This window comes from Paraburkholderia gardini, from assembly GCF_907164575.1.
In the GTDB taxonomy this organism is placed as follows: Bacteria; Pseudomonadota; Gammaproteobacteria; order Burkholderiales; family Burkholderiaceae; genus Paraburkholderia; species Paraburkholderia gardini.
The window spans coordinates 56,986-76,959 of the sequence record NZ_CAJQYY010000002.1 but is presented as its reverse complement, the minus strand read 5'-3'; the positions used below and the strand labels follow the sequence as shown (position 1 = coordinate 76,959).

The window sequence follows — 19,974 nt, the reverse complement described above, 5'->3', positions numbered from 1 at the left end:
GAGAATGGGATGAAGGGCGCGGACGAAGTGCTGCTCATTGTCGATATGCAGAACGATTTCATGCCTGGCGGTGCACTGGCCGTCGCGCGTGGAGACGAGGTCGTGCCGGTGGTGAACCGGCTCGCCCGCGCGTTCAGTCATGTCGTGCTGACGCAGGACTGGCATCCCGCCTCGCATGTCTCGTTCGCCGCGAATCACGCGGGCCGCACGCCGTTCGAGACGATGACGCTGCCGTATGGCGAACAGGTGCTGTGGCCCGTGCATTGCGTGCAGAACACGCCGGGCGCGGCACTGCATCGCGATCTCGACGTGCCGCACGCGCGGCTCGTGATCCGCAAGGGGCATCACGTCGACGTCGACAGCTATTCGGCCTTTCTCGAAGCCGATCGCACGACACCGACCGGCCTCGCGGGCTATCTGCGCGACACGGGCGTGAAGCGTGTTTATTGCTGCGGCCTCGCGACGGATTATTGCGTCGCGTGGTCCGCGCTCGATGCGCGTGCCGCCGGATTCGACGTTGCGGTCATCGAGGACGCATCCCGCGCAATCGATCTGAATGGTTCGCTCGACGCCGCCTGGCGCGATCTGCTAAACGAGGGTGTGACCCGCATGCAGGCCGCCGCGCTACTCGCCTGATACCGGGCCGGCTCGCGAACCGCAAACAAACACTGGAAGCAGGAGACTTGCATGACTGACGCCGTAATCGTATCGACCGCCCGCACGGGTCTTGCCAAATCGTGGCGCGGCGGCTTCAACATGACGCACGGCGCGACGCTGGGCGGCCACGCAACACAGGCCGCGGTCGAGCGCGCGAAAATCGACCCGGCGCGCGTCGAGGACGTGATCATGGGCTGCGCCAACCCCGAAGGCGCGACGGGCGGCAATATCGCGCGCCAGATCGCACTGCGCGCGGGCCTGCCGGTCAGCGTGCCGGGCATGACCGTGAACCGCTTCTGCTCGTCGGGCCTGCAGACGATCGCACTGGCCGCGCAACGCGTGATCGCGGGCGAAGGCGACGTGTTCGTCGCGGGTGGTGTGGAATCCATCTCGTGCGTGCAGAACGAAATGAACCGCCACATGCTGGCCGACGGCTGGCTCAGCAGGAACAAGCCGGAAATCTACTGGTCGATGCTGCAGACCGCCGAGAACGTCGCGAAGCGCTATTCGATTTCGAAGGAGCGTCAGGACGCATACGGCGTGCAGTCGCAGCAACGCGCCGCCGCCGCGCTCGAGGCCGGACGCTTCAAGGACGAGATCGTGCCGATGACGGTGCTCGCGGGCGTCGCCGACAAGGCCACGGGCCGCATGTACACGAAGGAAGTCACGGTTTCCGCCGACGAAGGCATTCGCGCCGACACGACGCTCGAAGGCGTGTCGAAGATCCGCACGGCGATGCCGGGCGGTGTGATCACGGCGGGCAACGCGAGCCAGTTTTCCGATGGCGCGTCGGCGTGCGTGGTGATGAACGCTCAGGTCGCGGAACGTGAAGGGCTGCAGCCGCTCGGTATTTTCCGCGGCTTCGCGGTGGCGGGTTGCGAGCCGGACGAAATGGGCATCGGCCCGGTGTTCGCGGTGCCGAAACTGCTGAAGCAGGCCGGCCTCAAGGTCGGGGACATCGACCTGTGGGAGCTGAATGAAGCGTTCGCGGTGCAAGTGCTGTACTGCGCCGACAAGCTCGGCATCCCGATGGATCGCCTGAACGTGAACGGCGGCGCGATTGCGGTCGGTCACCCGTACGGCGTGTCCGGCGCGCGTTTGACGGGTCATGCGCTGATCGAAGGCAAGCGGCGCGGCGCGAAACTCGTCGTCGTGACAATGTGTATCGGCGGCGGGCAGGGCGCGGCGGGTCTGTTCGAAGTCGTTTGATGCAACGAAGACGAATGATGGCGCGGGCTTGCGCCGTCATTCGTTATCGATCCCGGGGGGGCCGAAGCCGCTGAACAGCGGCGCACATTTCGAATTATTTTTTTAATTTCCGCGGAATTTCGTTCCGGGCGGACCTGCTAGGCTGGCAGGCATCAAAGTGGGGAAACTGTGTTCCCGCTTTTCCATTCGACCCTTACGCAATGGACCCGCCATGAAAATCTCGATCGCGATGGCTGCCTACAAGGGTGAACGCTTTTTGCGTGAGCAACTGGACAGTATCGCCCGCCAGACCCACCTTCCCTACGAACTGGTCATCACCGACGACAGCCCGGACAGCGGCACCGCCGACATCGCGCTGGAATTCGCGCGTCATGTGCCGTTTCCGGTGCGCGTCGTGCGCAATACCGAACGTCTCGGCTTTCACGAGAATTTCTTCAAGGCAATCTCGCTGTGCGATGGTGACTTCGTCGCGTTTTGCGATCAGGACGACGTCTGGGCCGACAACAAGCTCGAACGCGTCGCGCGTGAATTCGCGGACCCGGAAGTCATGCTGGTTGTTCACGGCGTGAAAGTGGTGAACGGCGAACTGAACGAGCGCGACGACAACACGGCGAGCCACTGGTCGTATCGCGGCGTCCATGACCCGCTGACGACAAACCCGTGGTACGTGCTGTTCGGCATGTCGACGGTCGTACGGCGCTCGATCTACGATTACATCGACTGGCGCGAGCGTCCGGAGCATCCGGTCGATCCAGGTTTTCCGATGTCGCACGACACGTGGGCGTGGTTCGTCGCAACCTCGCTCGGCAAGATCTCGGCGATCGACGACGCGCTCGTGCTGTACCGTCAGCACGGTGCGAATAGTTGCGGCGTCGCGCCGGATCGTGACATCGGCACGAAAGTCAAAATGGCGAAGGCGGCGGGCGCAACGCATTACCGGCGCATGGCGAACGCCGCGTTTGGGCGTGCCGACAAGATGCGTAACGTCTCGCGCGATGCGCCGCTCCCGGTTCGCGAGCGCGCCGCGGCCGCTGCGCGGTACTACCGCGCGCTCGGTGAGCGCCTTGGCCGCCGCGCCGACCTGTACGGCGCGGCAACCCCGATGATGCGGCGCGCGGGCACGATCGCGCGGCTGCTGGTGTCGGGTGCGTACCGTCCGTTGAATCACGGCGGCCTCGGACATCGCGCACTTCTGAAGGACGTGCATGCCACGGTATTTCGCGTCAGCATCGAGTGATGCCGGCTTTCTTCCGCGGGCTTTTCAGGCGCTTTTCGTGGGCGGATCACCGAGATTCCGGCCAGGACGGGCCGTTATTTTGATAGGCTTGATGGTTTCAACTCAGGCAAGGTGAAACCGTGATCCGTCATATCGTGATGTGGAAGCTGAAGGACTCCGCCGAAGGTGCGAGCCGCGAGGAAAACGCGCTGAAACTCAAGGAAAAACTCGAAGGCTGCCGCGATATCGTGCCGGGCATCCTGCACCTTGAAGTCGGTATCGCGAAGCCTGGCCTCGAATCGACGTATGACGTCGTGCTCATTTCCGATTTCGCCGACAAGGCCGCGCTCGACGCCTATCAGGTTCACCCCACGCACGAAGCGCTGAAGGGCTTCGTCGGCGCGGTGCGCGAAGCGCGCCAGTGCGTCGATTTCGTTCTGTAACGCGCGGCGATGACTAAAGCGAGCAAACCCGGCAGCGAAGCGCCGGCGCACGCCACGCCGGTGATCGAAAGCCCGTTTGTCGATCATCTCGGCGCGAAGCTGGTCTCGGCAGTGGATGGCGTGAGCGAAGTGGTGTTGCCGCTGCAGCCGCAGTTGCTGAATACATGGGACGTCGCGCACGGCGGCGTCACGGTCGAGATGAAAGTGAACTTCATGCAGCCGGGCCGGGGCGAGCTGCGCGCCACCGGCCGCGTGCTGCACCGCTCGACCACCATGGCGTATTGCGAAGGCGAAATCCGCGACACCGAAGGTCACTTCGTCGCGAAAGCACTCGGCACGTTCAAGTACATGCGCCGTCTCGCGGTGGGCCGCGACGTGAAACAGCAACGCATGCGCAGCGATCCCACGGCGACGCCCGGTCCGAGCGACGGCTGAGCCTGGCGCTTCATTGCGCAGATTCAACCACCTCGCCAGATACATATTACGGAGACACCCCTCATGGCTGAAGTCAATCGTCAGATTCTGCTCGCGTCGCGGCCGCAGGGCGCGGCGTCCGTGGACAATTTCCGGCTCGTCGAAACGCCGTTGAAGCCACTCGCGGATGGTGAGTTGCGCGTGCGCAATCACTACCTGTCGCTCGATCCGTACATGCGCGGCCGCATGAACGACAGCAAGTCGTACGCGCAGCCGCAACCGCTCGACGAGGTGATGATCGGCGGCACGGTGGGTGAGGTGGTGGAATCGAGGCATCCGGATTTCGCGGCGGGCGACAAGGTCGTCGGGATGTTCGGCTGGCAGGAGTTCGGCACCTCCGACGGCCGGGGCATCCAGAAAGTCGATACCACGCATGTGCCGCTTTCCGCGTATCTCGGACCGGTCGGCATGCCGGGTGTGACGGCGTGGTACGGACTCAACAGGATCATCGCGCCGAAAGCGGGCGAAACGGTTGTCGTCAGCGCGGCGAGCGGCGCGGTGGGCAGCGTCGTCGGGCAACTGGCGAAGCTCGCGGGCTGTCGCGCGGTGGGCATCGCCGGCGGCGAGGCGAAGTGCCGCTACGTCGTCGAGACACTGGGCTTCGATGCATGCGTCGATTACAAGGCCGGCAACCTGTACAAGGATCTGAAAGCGGTCACGCCGGATGGCGTCGACGGTTACTTCGAAAACGTCGGCGGCGAAGTGCTCGACGTGACGCTCGCGCGGATGAATGCGTCTGGACGCATCGCCCTGTGCGGCATGATCGCCGGCTACGACAGCCAGCCCATGCCGCTCAGGCAGCCGGCGCTGATGCTCACGCAGCGGCTCCTCGTGCAGGGCTTTATCGTCAGCGAACATATGGACGTGTGGCCGCAAGCGCTGAAGCAGCTCGGCACGCTCGTCGCGACGAAGCAGCTGCAGTATCGCGAGAGTGTCGCTCAGGGGCTGGAAAACGCACCGGAAGCGTTTCTCGGCGTGCTGAAGGGCAAGAACTTCGGCAAGCAGCTCGTCAAGCTGATCTGACGTTGCAGCGGGCCGGTTCACTCGCGTGACGGATCGAGCGGAACGCGAGGCGATCTGCTGCAACGCAGGCTCACACGATAACAACACGAGGAAACACGATGTTCCAGTTCGATGGAAGAGTCGCTGTGATCACCGGCGCGGCGAGCGGCTTTGGCCGCGCGTTCGCGCAGAAGGGCGCGGCGCTCGGCATGAAGCTCGTGCTTGCCGACGTCGATGCGAATGCGCTGGCGCGGACAGTCGACGCACTGCGTGCCGATGGCGCCGATGCGATCGGCGTGCCCACCGATGTGTCCGATCCGTCGCAGGTCGAAGCGCTCGCGATGGCCGCGCTCGATGCGTTCGGCAAGGTGCATCTGCTGTTCAACAACGCAGGCGTCGGCGCGGGCGGTTTTCTGTGGGAAAACAGCGCGAACGACTGGGCGTGGGTTTTCAACGTGAACGTGATGGGTGTCGCGCACGGCGTGCGCGTCTTCACGCCGGTCATGCTGCGCCAGGACGAGCCGGCGCATATCGTCAACACGGCTTCGGTCGCGGGGCTGCTGTCGCCGCCCGCGATGGGCGTGTACAACGCGTCGAAGCACGCGGTGGTGTCGTTGACCGAGACGCTCTATCACGACCTCCAGCTCACGGGCGGTCAGGTCGGATGCTCGTTGCTGTGCCCGGCGTTCGTGCCGACCGGCATCGCCGATGCGGAACGCACGCGTCCCGACACGCTGCGCAACGACGCCGCGCCGACACGCTCGCAACTTGCGGCGGACAAGCAGCTGCATCGCGCGGTGCAGTCTGGCAAGCGGACCGCGGCCGACGTCGCCGACCTCACGTTCGAAGGCATCGCGGCGGGCCGCTTCTACCTCCTCACGCACCCGGGCATTCTCGACACCGTGCGCCTGCGTCACGAGGATATCGAGCAGCAGCGCAACCCGACCGATCCGTTGTCGCTCAAGCCCGAAGTGAAGCCTATCGGCTGAACGCGGAAGCCCAGGGCAGCAGCTTCATGGCATCATACGGCGCTCTTTTCCCGCGAGCGGCGCACGCGCGCCGCGTTGACGTCCGATGCCGCTGAATCCGAAGATCAAGCAAGTGCTTGAGATGATCGCGAAGGCGAAACGCCCCGAATACCACACGCTCACGCCACAGCAGGCGCGCGCTGCCTACGAACGCAGCGCGCCGATTCTCGAGATCGCGAGTGCACCGATGTTCAGCGTCGAAGAGCTCGCGGTGCCGGTGCGCGACGGCGCGTCGATTCGCGCGCGCCTCTACTGGCCGGTGGAACCGGTCTGGGCCGAACCCGCGCCTGCGCTCGTCTATTTTCACGGTGGCGGTTTTACCGTCGGCAGCGTCGCTACGCACGATGCGCTGTGCCGCATGTTCGCGCGCGACGGGCGCTGCATCGTGATGTCGGTCGATTACCGGCTCGCACCGGAATACCGCTTCCCGACTGCGGTGAACGATGCATTCGATGCGCTCGCGTGGCTGCATGCCAACGCGGCGCTGTATGGCGTCGATCCCGAACGGATGGCCGTCGGCGGCGACAGCGCGGGCGGCACGCTCGCGACCGTTAGCGCCGTGCTGGCGCGCGATGCCGGGATCCGGCTCGCGCTTCAACTTCTGATCTATCCAGGCACGACCGGTCATCAGCAGACCGCTTCGCATGCGCGGCTGGCGAGCGGTTTTCTGCTGTCGGGCGAAACGATCCAGTGGTTTTTCGAACAGTACGTGCGCGATGCCGCCGATCGTGACGACTGGCGTTTCGCGCCACTCGACGGATGCGAGGGCTACGACGATTCGCGCGCCGGAGCGGATTTTCATGGCGTCGCGCCCGCATGGATCGCGGCCGCGCAATACGATCCGCTCAGCGACGAAGGCGTGGCCTATGCCGACAAACTGCGCGCCGCGGGCAACACCGTTACGCTGAAAATCTACGCGGGCATGATCCACGAGTTCTTCAAGATGGGCGGCTTCGTGCCGGATGTGGCCAGGGCGCATGCCGATGCGGCTTCGGCGCTTCGGCATGCATTCGGTGTGGATGACTGACGCGGCGGCGGAAGCCAGGTGCTTTAACCGGTAACGTCGAACGTGTAAGCCCGCTCGAAATCGCCGGGCCGCGTGATGCGGTGCGAGCCGTTGTCGTCGCTGCGTTCGGTGGCTTCGACCGACAGCGTATTGCCTCCGACGACGCTCACCCGCAGCGCGGTCGTCCCGCGCGTGCCGTACTCGGGCGTGTCGATAAACGCCGCCGACAGCGCGCGTTCGCGCTCCAGCGGAATGCCCGTCGAAGGCAGCTCGTCATCGCGGGCGAGGCGCGGGTCGCGCATCATCCCGATCAACTGCGCGAGCGGCGGCACCTGACCGTCCTCTACGAACGCCGCGAGTTCAGCACGCTTCTTCACGAGTTTTGGCCAGCGGGTATCGAGCACCGCGTTCGAAATGCCGTGTGTGCCGGCTTCGAGCAGCACGGGCGGGGCGTCCGAACGATTGCAGTACCAGCCAAGTTCGCGCCGCGCAAAATCACCGATGAGCAGGTTAAAGCCGTTGTAGATATCGCCGGTGCGCGCGACCTGCCGCAGATAATCCAGCGGCGCACCGTGCTTGCCGGGCGTGCTGGACAGCCAGGTGCTGACGAGCGTGCCGCGCGTCGGCGCATCGGGGCGCATTTCGTGCGGCGCGCGATAGTTGGTGAGCGCGGCGAACCGGCCATCGCGGGTGACGCCCAGCCACGTGCCGCCGCCGACGAGATCGCGTCCCGCCAGCAGACCGGGCACATCCGCCCACCATTGCATCGGGTCAGCGGTGCGGCGCAGGAACTCGTCACGATTCGCGGCGAGCGTGAAAAGCGCGCCGCTCGACGCCTGTGGGCGCCAGTCGAAGACGATCAGACACATGGGCGTGGCGCCTTGAGCCCGTCCCTTGAGGCCTGGGTCGAAGCCGTCCGGGTCGTGGCGGCCAATGCGTCAGACCTCGGCCGGCAGCGAATACGGCAGCGGCAGGATCGTCAATGCGGGGCCGTCGGCGGCGCCGAGATGCACTGAACCGCCTTCGAGCGCGGCGAGCTTGAGCTCGACCAGCACGTCGACGCCGCCTTCAGGTGCCGACGCCGCGTTGACCACCATGCCGCACGGCTGACCCGGATCACCGGAATGGAACAGTTCCGCGCCCGGCGCGACGGCGGCCAGTTCACCCGCGACATTGGCGAGCGACGTGCGACGCTTGATCGTGCCGCGATACTGGCTGCGCGCAACGACTTCCTGCCCCGGATAGCAGCCCTTGCGGAAATTGACGCCGCCGAGCACGTCGAAATTGACCATCTGCGGCACGAACTGCTCGACCACCGGCTGCGTGATGCGCGGCTCACCCGCGCGGATATCGAGCCAGTCCCACACGGCCGGCGACACGCGCGCGAGCTTCCCGTCGAGCGCGGGCAGGCGTGCCTCGACCTCGGCCTTCGGACCGACCCACAGATAGCGCAGGCGTCCGGCCGCGTCCGGCACGTGGATGAGCGAACCCAGCGGGCCGTCGACCTTCACGTGCACGCCATCGGGAATCGCGTCGAACACGAGCGAAAGCGCCGGACGGACATCGCCCGCGAAACCGATCACAGCCAGTTCGGCGGTGGTGTCGGTGAGCTTCGCCTTGGCGCGCAGTACGAACATCGAGAGCCGTTTCTGCACGGCGGCCTGAATATCGCGCGAAACCAGCAGGCGCACGGTTTCGCCGCAACGCCACGTCAGGAACGACGCCAGCAGCCGGCCCTTCGGCGAGCAATAGCCCGACAGGCGCGCGTTCGCGGCATCGAGATGCTGGGTGTCGTTGGTGAGCTGGCCGTGCAGGAACGTGGCGGCGTCGTCGCCGGTGGCGTCGATCACGCCAAACTGCGTGAGCGGCATGAACGCGCCGCGCATGAGTACGGCGTCGAAGTCGGCTGCGGCGGGACGCGGAAACGAAACGGGCGCGGGGGAAGCGGGAACGGCCGGAGCCGTTGCCGGCGTGCCTGGCGCGGAGGCGAGCGGTGCAGTCATGGATTCGCGGTCGAAGTCAATTCTGACTTTAGCTTAGGCAAGCAAGTATTATATGGGGTCCACCCCAGCCATGTTACGCATGTCCCTTTTGAAGAAATGTTTCATCGCCGGCGTTATCCTCATTGCGCTGGTGGCAGCCGCTATCGCAGGCGGATATCACTGGGCCACTACACCGGTCGAGCTCGGCACCCCGCAACTCGACGTCACGATCAAGCCGCACAGCAGCCTGCGCAGCGTCACGGGCCAGCTCAATCGCGGCGGTGTGCCGGTCGAGCCCGAGCTCTTCGTGCTGATGACCCGCGTGCTGGGTCTGCAAAGCCAGCTGAAGTCCGGCAACTATGAGTTCAAGACCGGCATCACGCCTTACGAGGTGCTGCAAAAAATCGCCCGCGGCGACGTCAACGAATACGTCGCGACGATCATCGAAGGCTGGACGTTTCGCCACATGCGCGCCGAAATCGATGCGAATCCCGCGTTGAAGCACGACACGGCGGGTATGACCGACGCCGACCTGATGAAAGCGATCGGCGCGCCGGAAGCGTCGATCGGCAATGGCGAAGGTCTCTTTTTCCCCGATACGTACCTGTTCGACAAGAATACGAGCGACATCGAGGTGTACCGCCGCGCGTACCGTCTGATGAAGCTGCGGCTCGACGAAGCCTGGAGCACGCGCGCCGCGGGCCTGCCGTTCAAGACGCCGTACGAGGCGCTGACGATGGCGTCGATCATCGAAAAGGAAACCGGCAAGACGTCCGACCGGCCGATGGTCGCGGCGGTGTTCGCGAACCGGCTGAAGGTCGGCATGCCGTTGCAGACCGATCCGACGGTGATCTACGGCCTCGGCGACAATTACGCGGGGCGCCTGAAGAAGCGCGATCTGCAAACCGACACTCCCTACAATACCTATACGCGTCGCGGCCTGCCGCCTACGCCGATCGCGCTGCCCGGGGTGGCGTCCTTGCAGGCCGCGATGAATCCGGCGCAAACCACGGCACTGTACTTCGTGTCGCGCGGCGACGGCAGCAGCATCTTTTCCGACACACTCGACGCCCACAACAAGGCCGTCGACAAATACATCCGGGGTCAATGATGGTGCGGGGCAAATTCATTACGTTCGAGGGCATCGATGGCGCCGGCAAGACGACACATCTCGCCTGGTTTCGCGACCGGCTGTCGGAGAAGGTGGCCGCGAGCGGGCGGGCGGTCGTCATGACGCGTGAGCCGGGCGGCACGAAGCTTGGCGAAGCGTTGCGGGACATTCTGCTGCATCAGCCGATGGACCTCGAAACCGAGGCGCTGCTGATGTTCGCCGCGCGCCGGGAACATCTGGCCGAAGTGATCGAGCCCGCGCTCGCGCGCGGCGACTGGGTGCTCTCCGACCGCTTCAGCGACGCCACGTTCGCCTACCAGGGCGGCGGCCGCGGTCTGCCGCGCGACAAGCTCGAAGCGCTGGAGCGCTGGGTGCAGGGCGGTTTCCAGCCGGATCTGACGGTACTCTTCGATATTCCGGCCGATACTGCCAGCGAACGCCGCAGCGCCGCGCGTGAACCGGACCGCTTCGAGAGCGAATCCGAGGCGTTTTTCAACCGCACACGCGCCGAATACCTGCGCCGGGTGGAAGAAGCGCCATATCGTTTCGCGGTGATCGACTCAACGCAGAGCATCCCCAGAATTCAGATCCAGCTTGAAGATTTGATTGCAAGTATTTGAATTTAAAAAAATATAATTATCCATTATATTGCTGCTCAAATGCTCGTAGTCCACATGAGCAGGCGACGCCAACCGATTGAGTAAAAAAGAGAAACCATGATCTATCCGTGGCAAACCGATGACTGGAACCGCCTGCAACAGCTGCGCGCGCACTGGCCGCATGCGCTGCTGCTTCACGGGCAAGGCGGCATCGGCAAGCTGCGGTTCGCGCAGCATCTCGCACAAGGGTTGCTGTGCGAGGCGCCGCAGGCGAACGGCGAGCCATGCGGCACGTGCGTGGCGTGCAACTGGCTCACGCAGGGCAATCATCCGGACTACCGGATCGTGCTGCCCGAGGCGCTCGCCGCCGAAGCCGGTTTCGCGTCCGCCGCGTCCGACGAGGCCAAACCCGACAAGGCTGACGCCGACGAGGGCAAGAAGACCCGCGCGCCCAGCAAGGAAATCAGGATCGAACAGGTGCGCGCGCTGCTGGATTTCGTCGGTGTCGGTTCGCATCGCGGCGGTGCGCGCGTGGTCGTGCTGTATCCGGCCGAAGCACTGAACGTCGCTGCCGCCAACGCGCTGCTGAAAACGCTCGAAGAACCGCCGGCCGGCGTCGTGTTCCTGATGGTTTCGGCACGTGTCGACCGTCTGCTGCCGACCATCGTCAGCCGCTGCCGCCAGTGGCCGATGACCACGCCCGCGCCCGATATCGCGGCGGCGTGGCTTGCACAGCAGGGCGTCGACGACGCGCCCGCGCTGCTCGCCGAAGCCGGTGGTGCGCCGCTCACCGCGCTCGCGCTCGCCAGCGACGACAGCCGCGCGCTGCGCGACTGGACGCTCAGGCAACTGGCCGCCGGCCCGAACTGCGACGCTTTCGCGTGCGGTGAAACGCTGCAGAAGCTGCCGGTGCCGCTCGTGCTCGGCTGGCTGCAGCGCTGGCTGTACGATCTGCTGGCGCAGCGTACGGCGAGCGCGCCACGCTATTTCCCGGCCGCGTCGGCGGCGCTCGCGCGGTGCGCCGGCGCGGTCGATGCCAACGCGTTCGCGCGGTTCCAGAAAGCGGTCACGCGCCAGCGCACCGTCGAGAACCATCCGCTCAACGCGCGCCTCGTGTTCGAAGAACTCTTTCTGGGCTATCGCGACCTGTTCGCGTAGTCGTTATTACCCGGTCAATCCGACTGCATTCCCTTCTTTCAAGCTGCCAGAATCATGAGCCTCCCGTACCGCGACGCCACGTTCGACGACCTGCCCGCCATCGTCGCCATCTACAACTCGACGGTGCCGTCGCGCCAGGTCACGGCCGATCTGGAACCGGTGAGCATCGAGAGCCGGCACGCCTGGTTTCACGCGCACGGGCCGAATACGCGCCCGCTATGGGTGGTCGAGGAAGCTGGCCGTGTGATCGCGTGGCTCAGTTTTTCGGACTTCTACGGCCGGCCGGCGTACTCGCGTACCGCCGAAGTCAGCATCTATCTGGACGAAGCCGCGCGCGGCAAGGGCCTCGGCAAGAAACTGCTGGCGGCCTCGCTGGAAGCCGCGCCGGCGCTGAAGATCGACACCGTGCTCGGCTTTGTGTTCGGCCACAATGAGCCGAGCATGCGGCTGTTCCACAGCTTCGGCTTTACCGACTGGGGCACGCTGCCGCGCGTCGCGGTGCTGGACGGCGTCGAGCGCGATCTCGTGATCCTCGGTCGCCGGCTTGAGCACGCGGCCTGACCGCTTCGTTTAAACGCCCCGATCCTGAGCGCCGCACTCACCGTCAACCCGCAGGACATCACCATGTTTGTCGACTCGCACTGCCACATCAACTTCGAAGGACTCGGCGACCGTCTGCCGCAGGTTCTCGAAAACATGCGTTCGCACTCGGTGACGCACGCGCTGTGCGTTTCCGTCGACCTCGAGACGCTGCCTTCAGTGCTGGACATCGCGGATTCGTACGACAACGTCTACGCGTCGGTCGGCGTGCACCCGGATCACGAGGACATGCGTGAGCCGACGCTCGCCGAACTGGTCGAACTGGCGGCGCATCCGAAGGTCGTCGCGATCGGCGAGACCGGGCTCGACTACTATCGCCTCGAAGGCCGCTCGATCGATGACATGGAGTGGCAGCGCGAGCGTTTTCGCACGCATATCCGCGCCGCGCATGCCACGATGAAGCCGCTGATCATCCACACGCGCTCGTCGTGGGAAGACACGCTGCGCATCATGGAAGAGGAAAACGCGCGCGTCCCGGGCGGCGTGATGCACTGCTTCACGGAACCGTGGCATGTCGCCGAAAAGGCGCTCGCGCAGAATTTTTACGTGTCGCTCTCCGGTATCGTCACGTTCAGGAGCGCGACCGAGGTTCAGGACGTCGCGCGCCGCATGCCGCTCGACCGTTTGCTGATCGAAACCGATTCGCCGTACCTCGCGCCCGTGCCGTATCGCGGCAAACCCAATGAACCTGCGTACGTAAGTTATGTCGGACGCTTCATCGCGCAGCAACGCGAAATGGCCGAAGCCGATCTCGCCGCCGCGACGACCCAGAATTTCTTTCGTCTGTTCAGGATTCCCCAAGCGGCATCCGCCTGACGAAAAAATTCATCCCTATCAAATAGATATAGACGTTTCCTGAAGCAATCCATGAAAAATATTCCGACACAATCATCGATCGACGCTGGCGCTGTCCGCGCACCGGCGGGCTACCGCGCGCCCGCGGCCGTGCGGCGCGGCATCGCGCGTCTCGCACTCGCGGGCGGTCTCGCATGCATGGTGTTCGGCGCGCTGCCGGTTCAGGCCGCGCCCGCCGATACGATGATCAAGGCCGTCAAGTTCGATGACGTGAAGGAAGTGAAGAAACAGCTTTCGCAGGGCATGGATCCGAACATGACCGACGACCAGGGCATGCCGCTGCTGGTGCTCGCCGCCCGCGAGAAATCGGACCAGGTCGGCCAGGCGCTCGTCGACAATCCGAAGACCAACGTCGAGATCGTCGACAAGGCCGGTGAAAACGCGATGATGCTGGCCGCGCTGAACGGCGACATGGACTTCGTGAAGCTGCTGATCGCAAAGGGCGCCGAGGTCAACAAGAAGGGCTGGGCACCGCTGCATTACGCCGCCGCGAACGGCAACGATGCGATCGTCACGCTGCTGCTCAAGTATTCGGCCTACGTCGACGCCGGTTCGCCGAACGGCACGACGCCGTTGATGATGGCCGCGCGCGGCGGTCATGTTTCGACCGCGAAACTGCTGCTCGACGCCGGCGCCGACATTAACGTGAAGAACCAGATCGGCCTGAATGCGCTCGATTTCGCGAAGCAGTACAAGGAACCGGACGCGGTCAAGGGACTGACGGCGCGCATGGAACAGATGCAGAAGCAGCAGGCCGGCAGCGCCCCAGCGGCGCAGTAAAACAGTGCAAAATAGCAGCCTTGGCGCGGCGGCCGGTGCCGCGCCGATCCGGGGCGGTTCGGCGCGGCGGGCAAAGACTCGACCGCTCGACGCAGCTCCTCAAACCGCTCACATAAAAGGGATACCATGCTGCGGGCTTTGATTTGCGCAAGCGCGCTGGCCGTACCGTTGTCGGCAGCCGCGTTCACGGGGGGAGACCTCAACAAGCTGTGCACGAAGACCGACGTTGCGTCGCGCAGTGCGTGCGCGGCCTATATCGAAGGCGCCGCGGACGGCGTCTTCAACACCATCGATGCGATCGGCGGCACGACCGGGCCGCGCGTCGGGCAGTACTTCTGTTTGCCGCAGGACGCGCGTTCGGCGCAGCTGACCGACGCCGTGCGCAAATACATCGCGGACAATCCGATGGTCGCGGGCTACAACGCCAGCACCGCGGTTTCGCTTGGGCTTGGCAAGGCGTTTCCGTGCAAGACAGGCAACTGAGTTTTCCCGAGGGCCCGCCCGGGTCTTCGTTGGCCGTCGCCTGACGTAACGGGCCGCGCGTCTCTCGCGCCGCAAGCTTCACGCTTCACGCGTGATCCGCCCGCCACGCCTCGCACGGTAATCCGGTGCGTTTGCGGGCGCCGCATGAACAGGGAGGACCGCCCATATGGGCCGTTTGATCGTCGTATCGAATCGCGTGGCAACGCCGACCGAAACGAAGGGGTCGGCAGGCGGACTGGCCGTCGGAGTATTCGGCGCGCTCAAGGACGCCGGCGGCGTGTGGTTCGGCTGGAGCGGCGACGTCGTGAGCGAAACCGTCGCGAACGCGGGCCCGACGCTCGAAACCGAGGGTGCGGTGACGTTCGCGACCGCCGGCCTCACGCGCAAGGATTACGACCAGTACTACCGCGGGTTTTCGAACGCGACGCTGTGGCCGGTCTTCCACTATCGCAACGATCTCGCGCGCTACGAGCGCGAGGAATACGCGGGCTACCGGCGCGTCAATTCATGGCTCGCGCACAAGCTCATCAAACTGCTGCAACCCGACGACATCATCTGGGTTCACGACTATCATCTGATTCCGTTCGCCGAAGCGCTGCGCTCCGAAGGCGTGACGAACCGTATCGGCTTCTTTCTGCATATTCCGTTTCCCTCGCCGCAGATCCTGCTGAACATTCCGCCACACGAAGAGCTTGTGAAGTCGCTGTGCTGCTATGACCTGCTGGGCTTTCAGACCGACACCGACGAGCTTGCGTTTCACGACTACATCACGCGCCATGCGCGCGGCACCGTGACGGAAGGCAACCACGTCGAAGCGTTTGGCCGCAGGCTGCGCACCGGCGTGTATCGCATCGGCGTGTTCCCCGATGAGATCGCGGAGCAGGCCGAACGCTACGAGAGCCGCCAGCATGTGCTTGACCTGAAGCAGAGCCTCGAGGGGCGCAAGCTCATCATGAGCGTCGATCGGCTCGATTATTCGAAGGGACTTGTCGAGCGTTTCAGGTCGTTCGAGCAGTTGCTGGAGCGCTCGCCCGAATGGCGCGGCAACGTCACGCTTGTGCAGATCGCGCCGCCTACGCGCTCGGATGTCGCGACGTATCAGCAGATCCGGCAGGATCTCGAATACGAAGCAGGGCGCATCAACGGCCGCTATTCCGGACTCGACTACACGCCGATCCGCTATCTGAACCAGCAGTACGACCGCTGGAAGCTGATGTCGCTGTTCCGCGAGTCGCAGGTCGGCTTTGTCACGCCGCTGCACGACGGCATGAACCTCGTCGCCAAGGAATACGTCGCCGCGCAGAACCCGGACGATCCAGGTGTGCTCGTACTATCGATGTTCGCGGGCGCGGCGGTGGAGCTGACCGGCTCGGTGATCGTCAATCCGCACGATTCGGTCGGCATGTGCGAGGCGTTGCAGCGCGCGCTGGGCATGCCGCTCGATGAGCGCAAGCGCCGTCACGAGATAAACATGGCCGCGTTGCGCAAGAACGATCTCGGTGTATGGCGCGATTCGTTTCTGCACGACCTGCGCAGCGTGCCGGCTGGCGAGGCCGCGCGCAGGTCGAAGCGGTGATGCTTGCCGTTTGATCCGGCGAGCGGGTGGCCATGCTGACGATGCCCGCGATCGCCGGTTGCCGTTGCTGGCCGCCGGCTACGGGCAAAGGTGAAAGCGTGGCGGCAAGCCCACGCCGGTGAATGTTTCGCGACTGTAACAGCGCCGAGCAATTGAAATAGCGGCGGTTTTCACGCCCGAAATGCCCAATAATCAGGATATTCGCGCCGACGGGTGCATTGATCGCAGGGATGCGCGCTGGCATACTCGGGCGCCGCTGACATCCGCGGCCGCAGAAGATACCCGGTCCGTCGTCCGGCCCGTTTTAGCAAGCATCTTGCATGGGACCAGAGTAAGCGCTAAAGCGCCAACTCTGGTCGACCGCAAGTGCCTTGCATGGGACCAGAGTAAGCGCTAAAGCGCCAACTCTGGTCGACAGGAGACACACAGAATGAGAATTGCCCAGATCGCCCCTCTCACCGAATCGGTGCCGCCCAAGCTCTATGGCGGCACGGAGCGCGTCGTGTCGTACATCACCGAGGCGCTCGTCGAACTTGGTCACGACGTCACGCTGTTCGCGAGCGGCGACTCGGTCACGAGCGCGAAGCTCGAAGCCGTCTGGCCGCGCGCGTTGCGGCTCGACCCGGGCATCCGCGACCGCATCGCGCCGCACATGCTGCTGATGGAACTGGTCCGCCGTCAGGCCGACGAGTTCGATGTGCTGCACTTCCACATGGACTACTACTCGTTCTCGGTGTTCAAGCGCCAGGAAACGCCGTTCGTGACCACGATGCATGGCCGTCTCGATCTGCCCGAGCAGCAGCCGGTGTTCGACACGTTCAACACCGCGCCCGTGATCTCGATCTCGGACGCGCAGCGCGCGCCGCTGCCGCAGGCGAAATGGCTGACCACCGTCTATCACGGGCTGCCCGAAAATCTCTACACGCCGCAGCCGGTCGAGCAGCAATACCTCGCGTTTCTGGGGCGGATTTCGCCGGAGAAACGCGTCGATACCGCGATCCGGATCGCGGGCCACTGCGGCATGAAAATCCGCATCGCAGCGAAGGTCGATGCCGCCGACCGCGAGTATTTCGAGCGCGACATCAAGCCGTTGCTCGCGCAGCCACATGTCGAATTCATCGGCGAAATCGCCGATGGCGAGAAGGCGGGTTTTCTGTCGGGCGCGCACGCGTTGCTGTTCCCGATCGACTGGCCGGAGCCGTTTGGCCTCGTGATGATCGAAGCGATGGCCTGCGGCACGCCGGTGATCGCGTTCAATCGCGGCTCCGTGCCGGAAGTGCTGGACGACGGCGTGTCCGGCTTTATCGTCGAGGACGAAATCGGCGCCGTGGCCGCCGTGAACCGGCTGCACAAGCTGCCGCGTGCGGGCGTGCGCAAGCGCTTTGAAGAACGCTTCACGTCGCACCGGATGGCGCAGCAGTATGTCGAGGCGTATCAGTCGGTGATTCGCGCGCAGAAGCGTTCGCGCTTCAAGGTGATCGACACGTCGTCGAGCTGAAGTTGCGGGAGCCAGTGGGATCGCGTGAGTGAGGAAGCGCATGCCCCGACGTAAATGTCGGGGCATGGCATAACGGATAAAACCTAGATCTTCAGACGCGATACCTTCGTACCGGCGATCGAGACGTCGCCCATCAACCCGGCATTGGTCAGGATGAACACTTCGACCGGCGCCGTAGCCGTGGTGGTATCGATGGCGCCATTGGCGCCCAGTTTCACGAGCGCGACCGATGCGTCTCCACCCGCGGACCAGCCGTCCGAATTGCGGAATTTGTCGAGCGAATCCTGCGTCATGAACAGGAAGATGATGGCCTTCGACTGCGCGCCGGCCTGCAGGCCAAACGAACCCGATACCGTGCTGTAGTACCCGACCGTGCCGCCGCCCACACGCAGCGAGCCCTCGCCATACTGGCCGCCCACGATAAAGCCGGCCTGAATAACGGACGGGAACACCAGAACGCCACGAGCCTTCGAGACCAGTTCGCGCGAACCAGGCACAGTGGAATAGAGGCGTGAGATGGTGCCGTCGACACTGGCGTCAATCGACTGGCGCTTCGACGCATCGGTCGCAGCCGAGTCCGGTTTGTTTCCCGTAGTTGTACAGCCGGTGATTGCAAGGCTTCCGAAAGCGAGCGCAGCGGTAGTCTTCAAAATGAAGTTTCGTCTTTGCATCGTTTTTCTCCATTGTGGTTCCTGGGTACAACCTCATTGGTGAGTCGGATTACGCCTTCAGTTATATCACACGGAAGCCGAAAGATCGCGCTCGCCGGATCGCGAAAACCCTTGTGGTGCGGGCCTTCGGGCGTCGTCGTGAAGGCGGCGTTGTAATTATGACCGATGCTGCGGCGCGGAAAATTCCTCATGCAAACAACATGCGATGCGATCGGGATACCGCGACCGGTTCCATCCGGCATCCTGTTCCAGCAGCATGAAGTTGCTCTCTTATCAGTCATTTTTTCCACTTTTCCGCGTCGTCGCGAGTGCGCCACGGCAGTCGAAAGTGTTGCTGGAAAGCTGCAACCGGCGCTGGCGGTCAGTGATTGACGGTGCGCTTGACGGGCGGTGGCGGCCGGCGAAGCGCGCGGCGGACACCGCCGATGACCACGCCGATCGCAAAGAGCGTGGCGGCCGGCACCACCCAGTAACCGACGAACGCATGCCACAGGTAACTCGCAAGCGTGCTCTTGCGCACCGCGTATTCGTCGACGGCCTGTTGCTGGCGAGGAGCGTTGGCGCTGAGCACGTCGGCGGGACAGCCGGCCGCACGCGCATCGTCAGGCACGCCGTGACAGCGCGCCGGGGCACCGGCGGCACGTTGCGCATCGGTGAACTGCCAGGTGGTGAGTGCCGTGTTGAGGTCGACGGCGTTGTAGGCCATCTCCTCGCGAATCTCGTTGACCGCGACGATCGCCACCGGCACCGCCCAGAAGACGATGACGACGAGCCAGCGCCTGAGCCAGCGGTTCTTGTGTCTCCCAACCATTCTTGCCTCCGTTCAATGCTCTTCGGCATCAACGACAAGATGGCGGCCCTGCTGCTTATTGTTTGTGGGTACCGGGGCCGTCTCCGCAGCCATCATAGAAGAAAACGGCGTGGCGCGGCGAACGCGATGCTGAAACGGGGAGAGCGCCGGGGGTAGAGGCAGGGAACGCGGAGAGCGGTGTGGGTGATGCATGCCGCGTGCATCGTCGGACGCGGCATGCAGGTGTCACGCTACGGCTAAAGCTAAAAACCATGAAAGACATGGCCATACCGGTTGCTAAAGCGCGAAGGTCAAGCGTGCGAAGGTCAAGACGGGCGCTTTAACGCGCGATGCGATGCGTCGCGCTTCATGCCTAGCCCTTGTTGCTGAGGCAGTCCTTCATGAAAGCCTTGCGGTCGTCGCCTTTCTTGCCGGTTGCCTGCGCATTGCAGGCGGTCATTTTCTGCTGCTGCGTCATCGGCGCGGAAGCTGCGACCGGGGCGCTGGCCGACAGGCAGCTCTTCATGAACGCCTTGCGCTCATCGCCTTTCTTGTCGGCCGCCTGCTTGTTGCAGGTGGTCATCTTCGACTGCTGGCTGTTGTCGGCGAACGAGAGCGGCGAGACGAGCATGCAGCCGAGGGCGAGCGCGGCGATAGCGGACTGGATCTTCATGGGACACTCCATCGTTGTTGAACGTTGTTGGTGGTCGTGCGAGCGGGCATCGAAAGATCCATGGCCCATCGCCGTCACCATTATGGCAAAGCTGTTCGTCAAAACGAATAAAACCATAATACGGTTGACAGGTGTGCCGTAAGGTTCTTCCCTGATACTGGCG

General features: G+C 64.2%; 23 protein-coding genes. 18 read left to right on the top strand and 5 right to left on the bottom strand.

Annotated features, from left to right (window positions below):
- Positions 1 to 9 precede the first annotated feature (9 nt).
- From pncA to LPA34_RS01810, 8 genes are all read left to right on the top strand, one after another.
- Complete coding sequence (pncA, locus tag LPA34_RS01845; RefSeq protein WP_228974303.1) at positions 10 to 636, top strand: bifunctional nicotinamidase/pyrazinamidase; 627 nt, start codon at positions 10 to 12, stop codon at positions 634 to 636.
- A gap of 51 nt (positions 637 to 687) precedes the next feature.
- A complete protein-coding gene (locus tag LPA34_RS01840) occupies positions 688 to 1,866 on the top strand; it encodes an acetyl-CoA C-acyltransferase (RefSeq protein ID WP_228974301.1) in 1,179 nt (392 codons plus the stop codon).
- 211 nt (positions 1,867 to 2,077) lie between these two features.
- Positions 2,078 to 3,103, top strand: coding sequence for a glycosyltransferase family 2 protein (locus tag LPA34_RS01835; RefSeq protein WP_228974300.1), 1,026 nt, complete (start codon positions 2,078 to 2,080; stop codon positions 3,101 to 3,103).
- Positions 3,104 to 3,222: 119 nt separating this feature from the next.
- Entirely contained in the window at positions 3,223 to 3,525 is a 303-nt protein-coding gene (locus LPA34_RS01830) for a Dabb family protein (RefSeq protein ID WP_228974299.1), read from the top strand.
- Between the two features lie 9 nt (positions 3,526 to 3,534).
- Entirely contained in the window at positions 3,535 to 3,960 is a 426-nt protein-coding gene (locus tag LPA34_RS01825) for a PaaI family thioesterase (protein ID WP_228974298.1), read from the top strand.
- Positions 3,961 to 4,023: 63 nt separating this feature from the next.
- Positions 4,024 to 5,022, top strand: a complete 999-nt coding sequence (locus LPA34_RS01820; RefSeq protein ID WP_228974296.1) for an NADP-dependent oxidoreductase — start codon at positions 4,024 to 4,026, stop codon at positions 5,020 to 5,022.
- Between the two features lie 98 nt (positions 5,023 to 5,120).
- Positions 5,121 to 5,990 (top strand): SDR family oxidoreductase, encoded by an 870-nt coding sequence (locus LPA34_RS01815; RefSeq protein ID WP_228974294.1) that lies wholly within the window; start codon positions 5,121 to 5,123, stop codon positions 5,988 to 5,990.
- An 85-nt stretch (positions 5,991 to 6,075) separates the two neighbouring features.
- Positions 6,076 to 7,056: an alpha/beta hydrolase gene (locus LPA34_RS01810; RefSeq protein ID WP_228974292.1), complete on the top strand. Its 981-nt coding sequence runs from the start codon at positions 6,076 to 6,078 to the stop codon at positions 7,054 to 7,056.
- Between the two features lie 23 nt (positions 7,057 to 7,079).
- Here the strand turns inward: LPA34_RS01810 and LPA34_RS01805 are convergent, their stop codons facing one another.
- Complete coding sequence (locus tag LPA34_RS01805; RefSeq protein ID WP_228974290.1) at positions 7,080 to 7,904, bottom strand: NRDE family protein; 825 nt, start codon at positions 7,902 to 7,904, stop codon at positions 7,080 to 7,082.
- A gap of 69 nt (positions 7,905 to 7,973) precedes the next feature.
- Positions 7,974 to 9,038, bottom strand: coding sequence for a CAF17-like 4Fe-4S cluster assembly/insertion protein YgfZ (ygfZ, locus tag LPA34_RS01800; protein WP_228974287.1), 1,065 nt, complete (start codon positions 9,036 to 9,038; stop codon positions 7,974 to 7,976).
- Between the two features lie 79 nt (positions 9,039 to 9,117).
- Here ygfZ and mltG point away from each other — a divergent pair, with 79 nt between their 5' ends.
- The 9 genes from mltG (at position 9,118) to LPA34_RS01755 (ending at position 17,677) form a co-directional block, all read left to right on the top strand.
- Entirely contained in the window at positions 9,118 to 10,128 is a 1,011-nt protein-coding gene (gene mltG / locus LPA34_RS01795) for an endolytic transglycosylase MltG (RefSeq protein WP_228974286.1), read from the top strand.
- Entirely contained in the window at positions 10,128 to 10,748 is a 621-nt protein-coding gene (gene tmk, locus LPA34_RS01790) for a dTMP kinase (RefSeq protein WP_228974713.1), read from the top strand. Before mltG ends, tmk begins: the two co-directional genes overlap by 1 nt.
- Before the next feature lie 96 nt (positions 10,749 to 10,844).
- Positions 10,845 to 11,885, top strand: a complete 1,041-nt coding sequence (locus LPA34_RS01785; RefSeq protein ID WP_228974284.1) for a DNA polymerase III subunit delta' — start codon at positions 10,845 to 10,847, stop codon at positions 11,883 to 11,885.
- Positions 11,886 to 11,939: 54 nt separating this feature from the next.
- Positions 11,940 to 12,446 carry a GNAT family N-acetyltransferase gene (locus LPA34_RS01780; RefSeq protein WP_228974282.1) on the top strand — a complete coding sequence of 169 codons (507 nt, stop codon included), beginning with the start codon at positions 11,940 to 11,942 and terminating at the stop codon, positions 12,444 to 12,446.
- 63 nt (positions 12,447 to 12,509) lie between these two features.
- Entirely contained in the window at positions 12,510 to 13,301 is a 792-nt protein-coding gene (locus LPA34_RS01775; protein ID WP_228974280.1) for a TatD family hydrolase, read from the top strand.
- Between the two features lie 51 nt (positions 13,302 to 13,352).
- A complete protein-coding gene (locus tag LPA34_RS01770) occupies positions 13,353 to 14,120 on the top strand; it encodes an ankyrin repeat domain-containing protein (protein WP_228974278.1) in 768 nt (255 codons plus the stop codon).
- Positions 14,121 to 14,246: 126 nt separating this feature from the next.
- Positions 14,247 to 14,603, top strand: coding sequence for a Rap1a/Tai family immunity protein (locus tag LPA34_RS01765; RefSeq protein WP_228974275.1), 357 nt, complete (start codon positions 14,247 to 14,249; stop codon positions 14,601 to 14,603).
- Positions 14,604 to 14,769: 166 nt separating this feature from the next.
- On the top strand, positions 14,770 to 16,179 hold the full coding sequence (gene otsA / locus LPA34_RS01760; protein WP_228974272.1) for an alpha,alpha-trehalose-phosphate synthase (UDP-forming): 1,410 nt from the start codon (positions 14,770 to 14,772) through the stop codon (positions 16,177 to 16,179).
- Positions 16,180 to 16,609: 430 nt separating this feature from the next.
- Positions 16,610 to 17,677 carry a glycosyltransferase family 4 protein gene (locus tag LPA34_RS01755; protein ID WP_228974269.1) on the top strand — a complete coding sequence of 356 codons (1,068 nt, stop codon included), beginning with the start codon at positions 16,610 to 16,612 and terminating at the stop codon, positions 17,675 to 17,677.
- A gap of 83 nt (positions 17,678 to 17,760) precedes the next feature.
- Here LPA34_RS01755 and LPA34_RS01750 read toward each other — a convergent pair whose 3' ends face one another.
- Positions 17,761 to 18,348 (bottom strand): BPSL1445 family SYLF domain-containing lipoprotein, encoded by a 588-nt coding sequence (locus LPA34_RS01750; RefSeq protein ID WP_228974268.1) that lies wholly within the window; start codon positions 18,346 to 18,348, stop codon positions 17,761 to 17,763.
- Between the two features lie 189 nt (positions 18,349 to 18,537).
- On the opposite strand from LPA34_RS01750, the gene LPA34_RS01745 reads away from it, so the two are divergent.
- A complete protein-coding gene (locus tag LPA34_RS01745; protein WP_228974266.1) occupies positions 18,538 to 18,720 on the top strand; it encodes a hypothetical protein in 183 nt (60 codons plus the stop codon).
- Here the strand turns inward: LPA34_RS01745 and LPA34_RS01740 are convergent.
- Complete coding sequence (locus LPA34_RS01740) at positions 18,710 to 19,159, bottom strand: hypothetical protein (protein ID WP_228974265.1); 450 nt, start codon at positions 19,157 to 19,159, stop codon at positions 18,710 to 18,712. The genes LPA34_RS01745 and LPA34_RS01740 overlap by 11 nt on opposite strands.
- A gap of 352 nt (positions 19,160 to 19,511) precedes the next feature.
- Positions 19,512 to 19,811: a PsiF family protein gene (locus LPA34_RS01735; RefSeq protein WP_228974263.1), complete on the bottom strand. Its 300-nt coding sequence runs from the start codon at positions 19,809 to 19,811 to the stop codon at positions 19,512 to 19,514.
- Positions 19,812 to 19,974 lie beyond the last annotated feature (163 nt).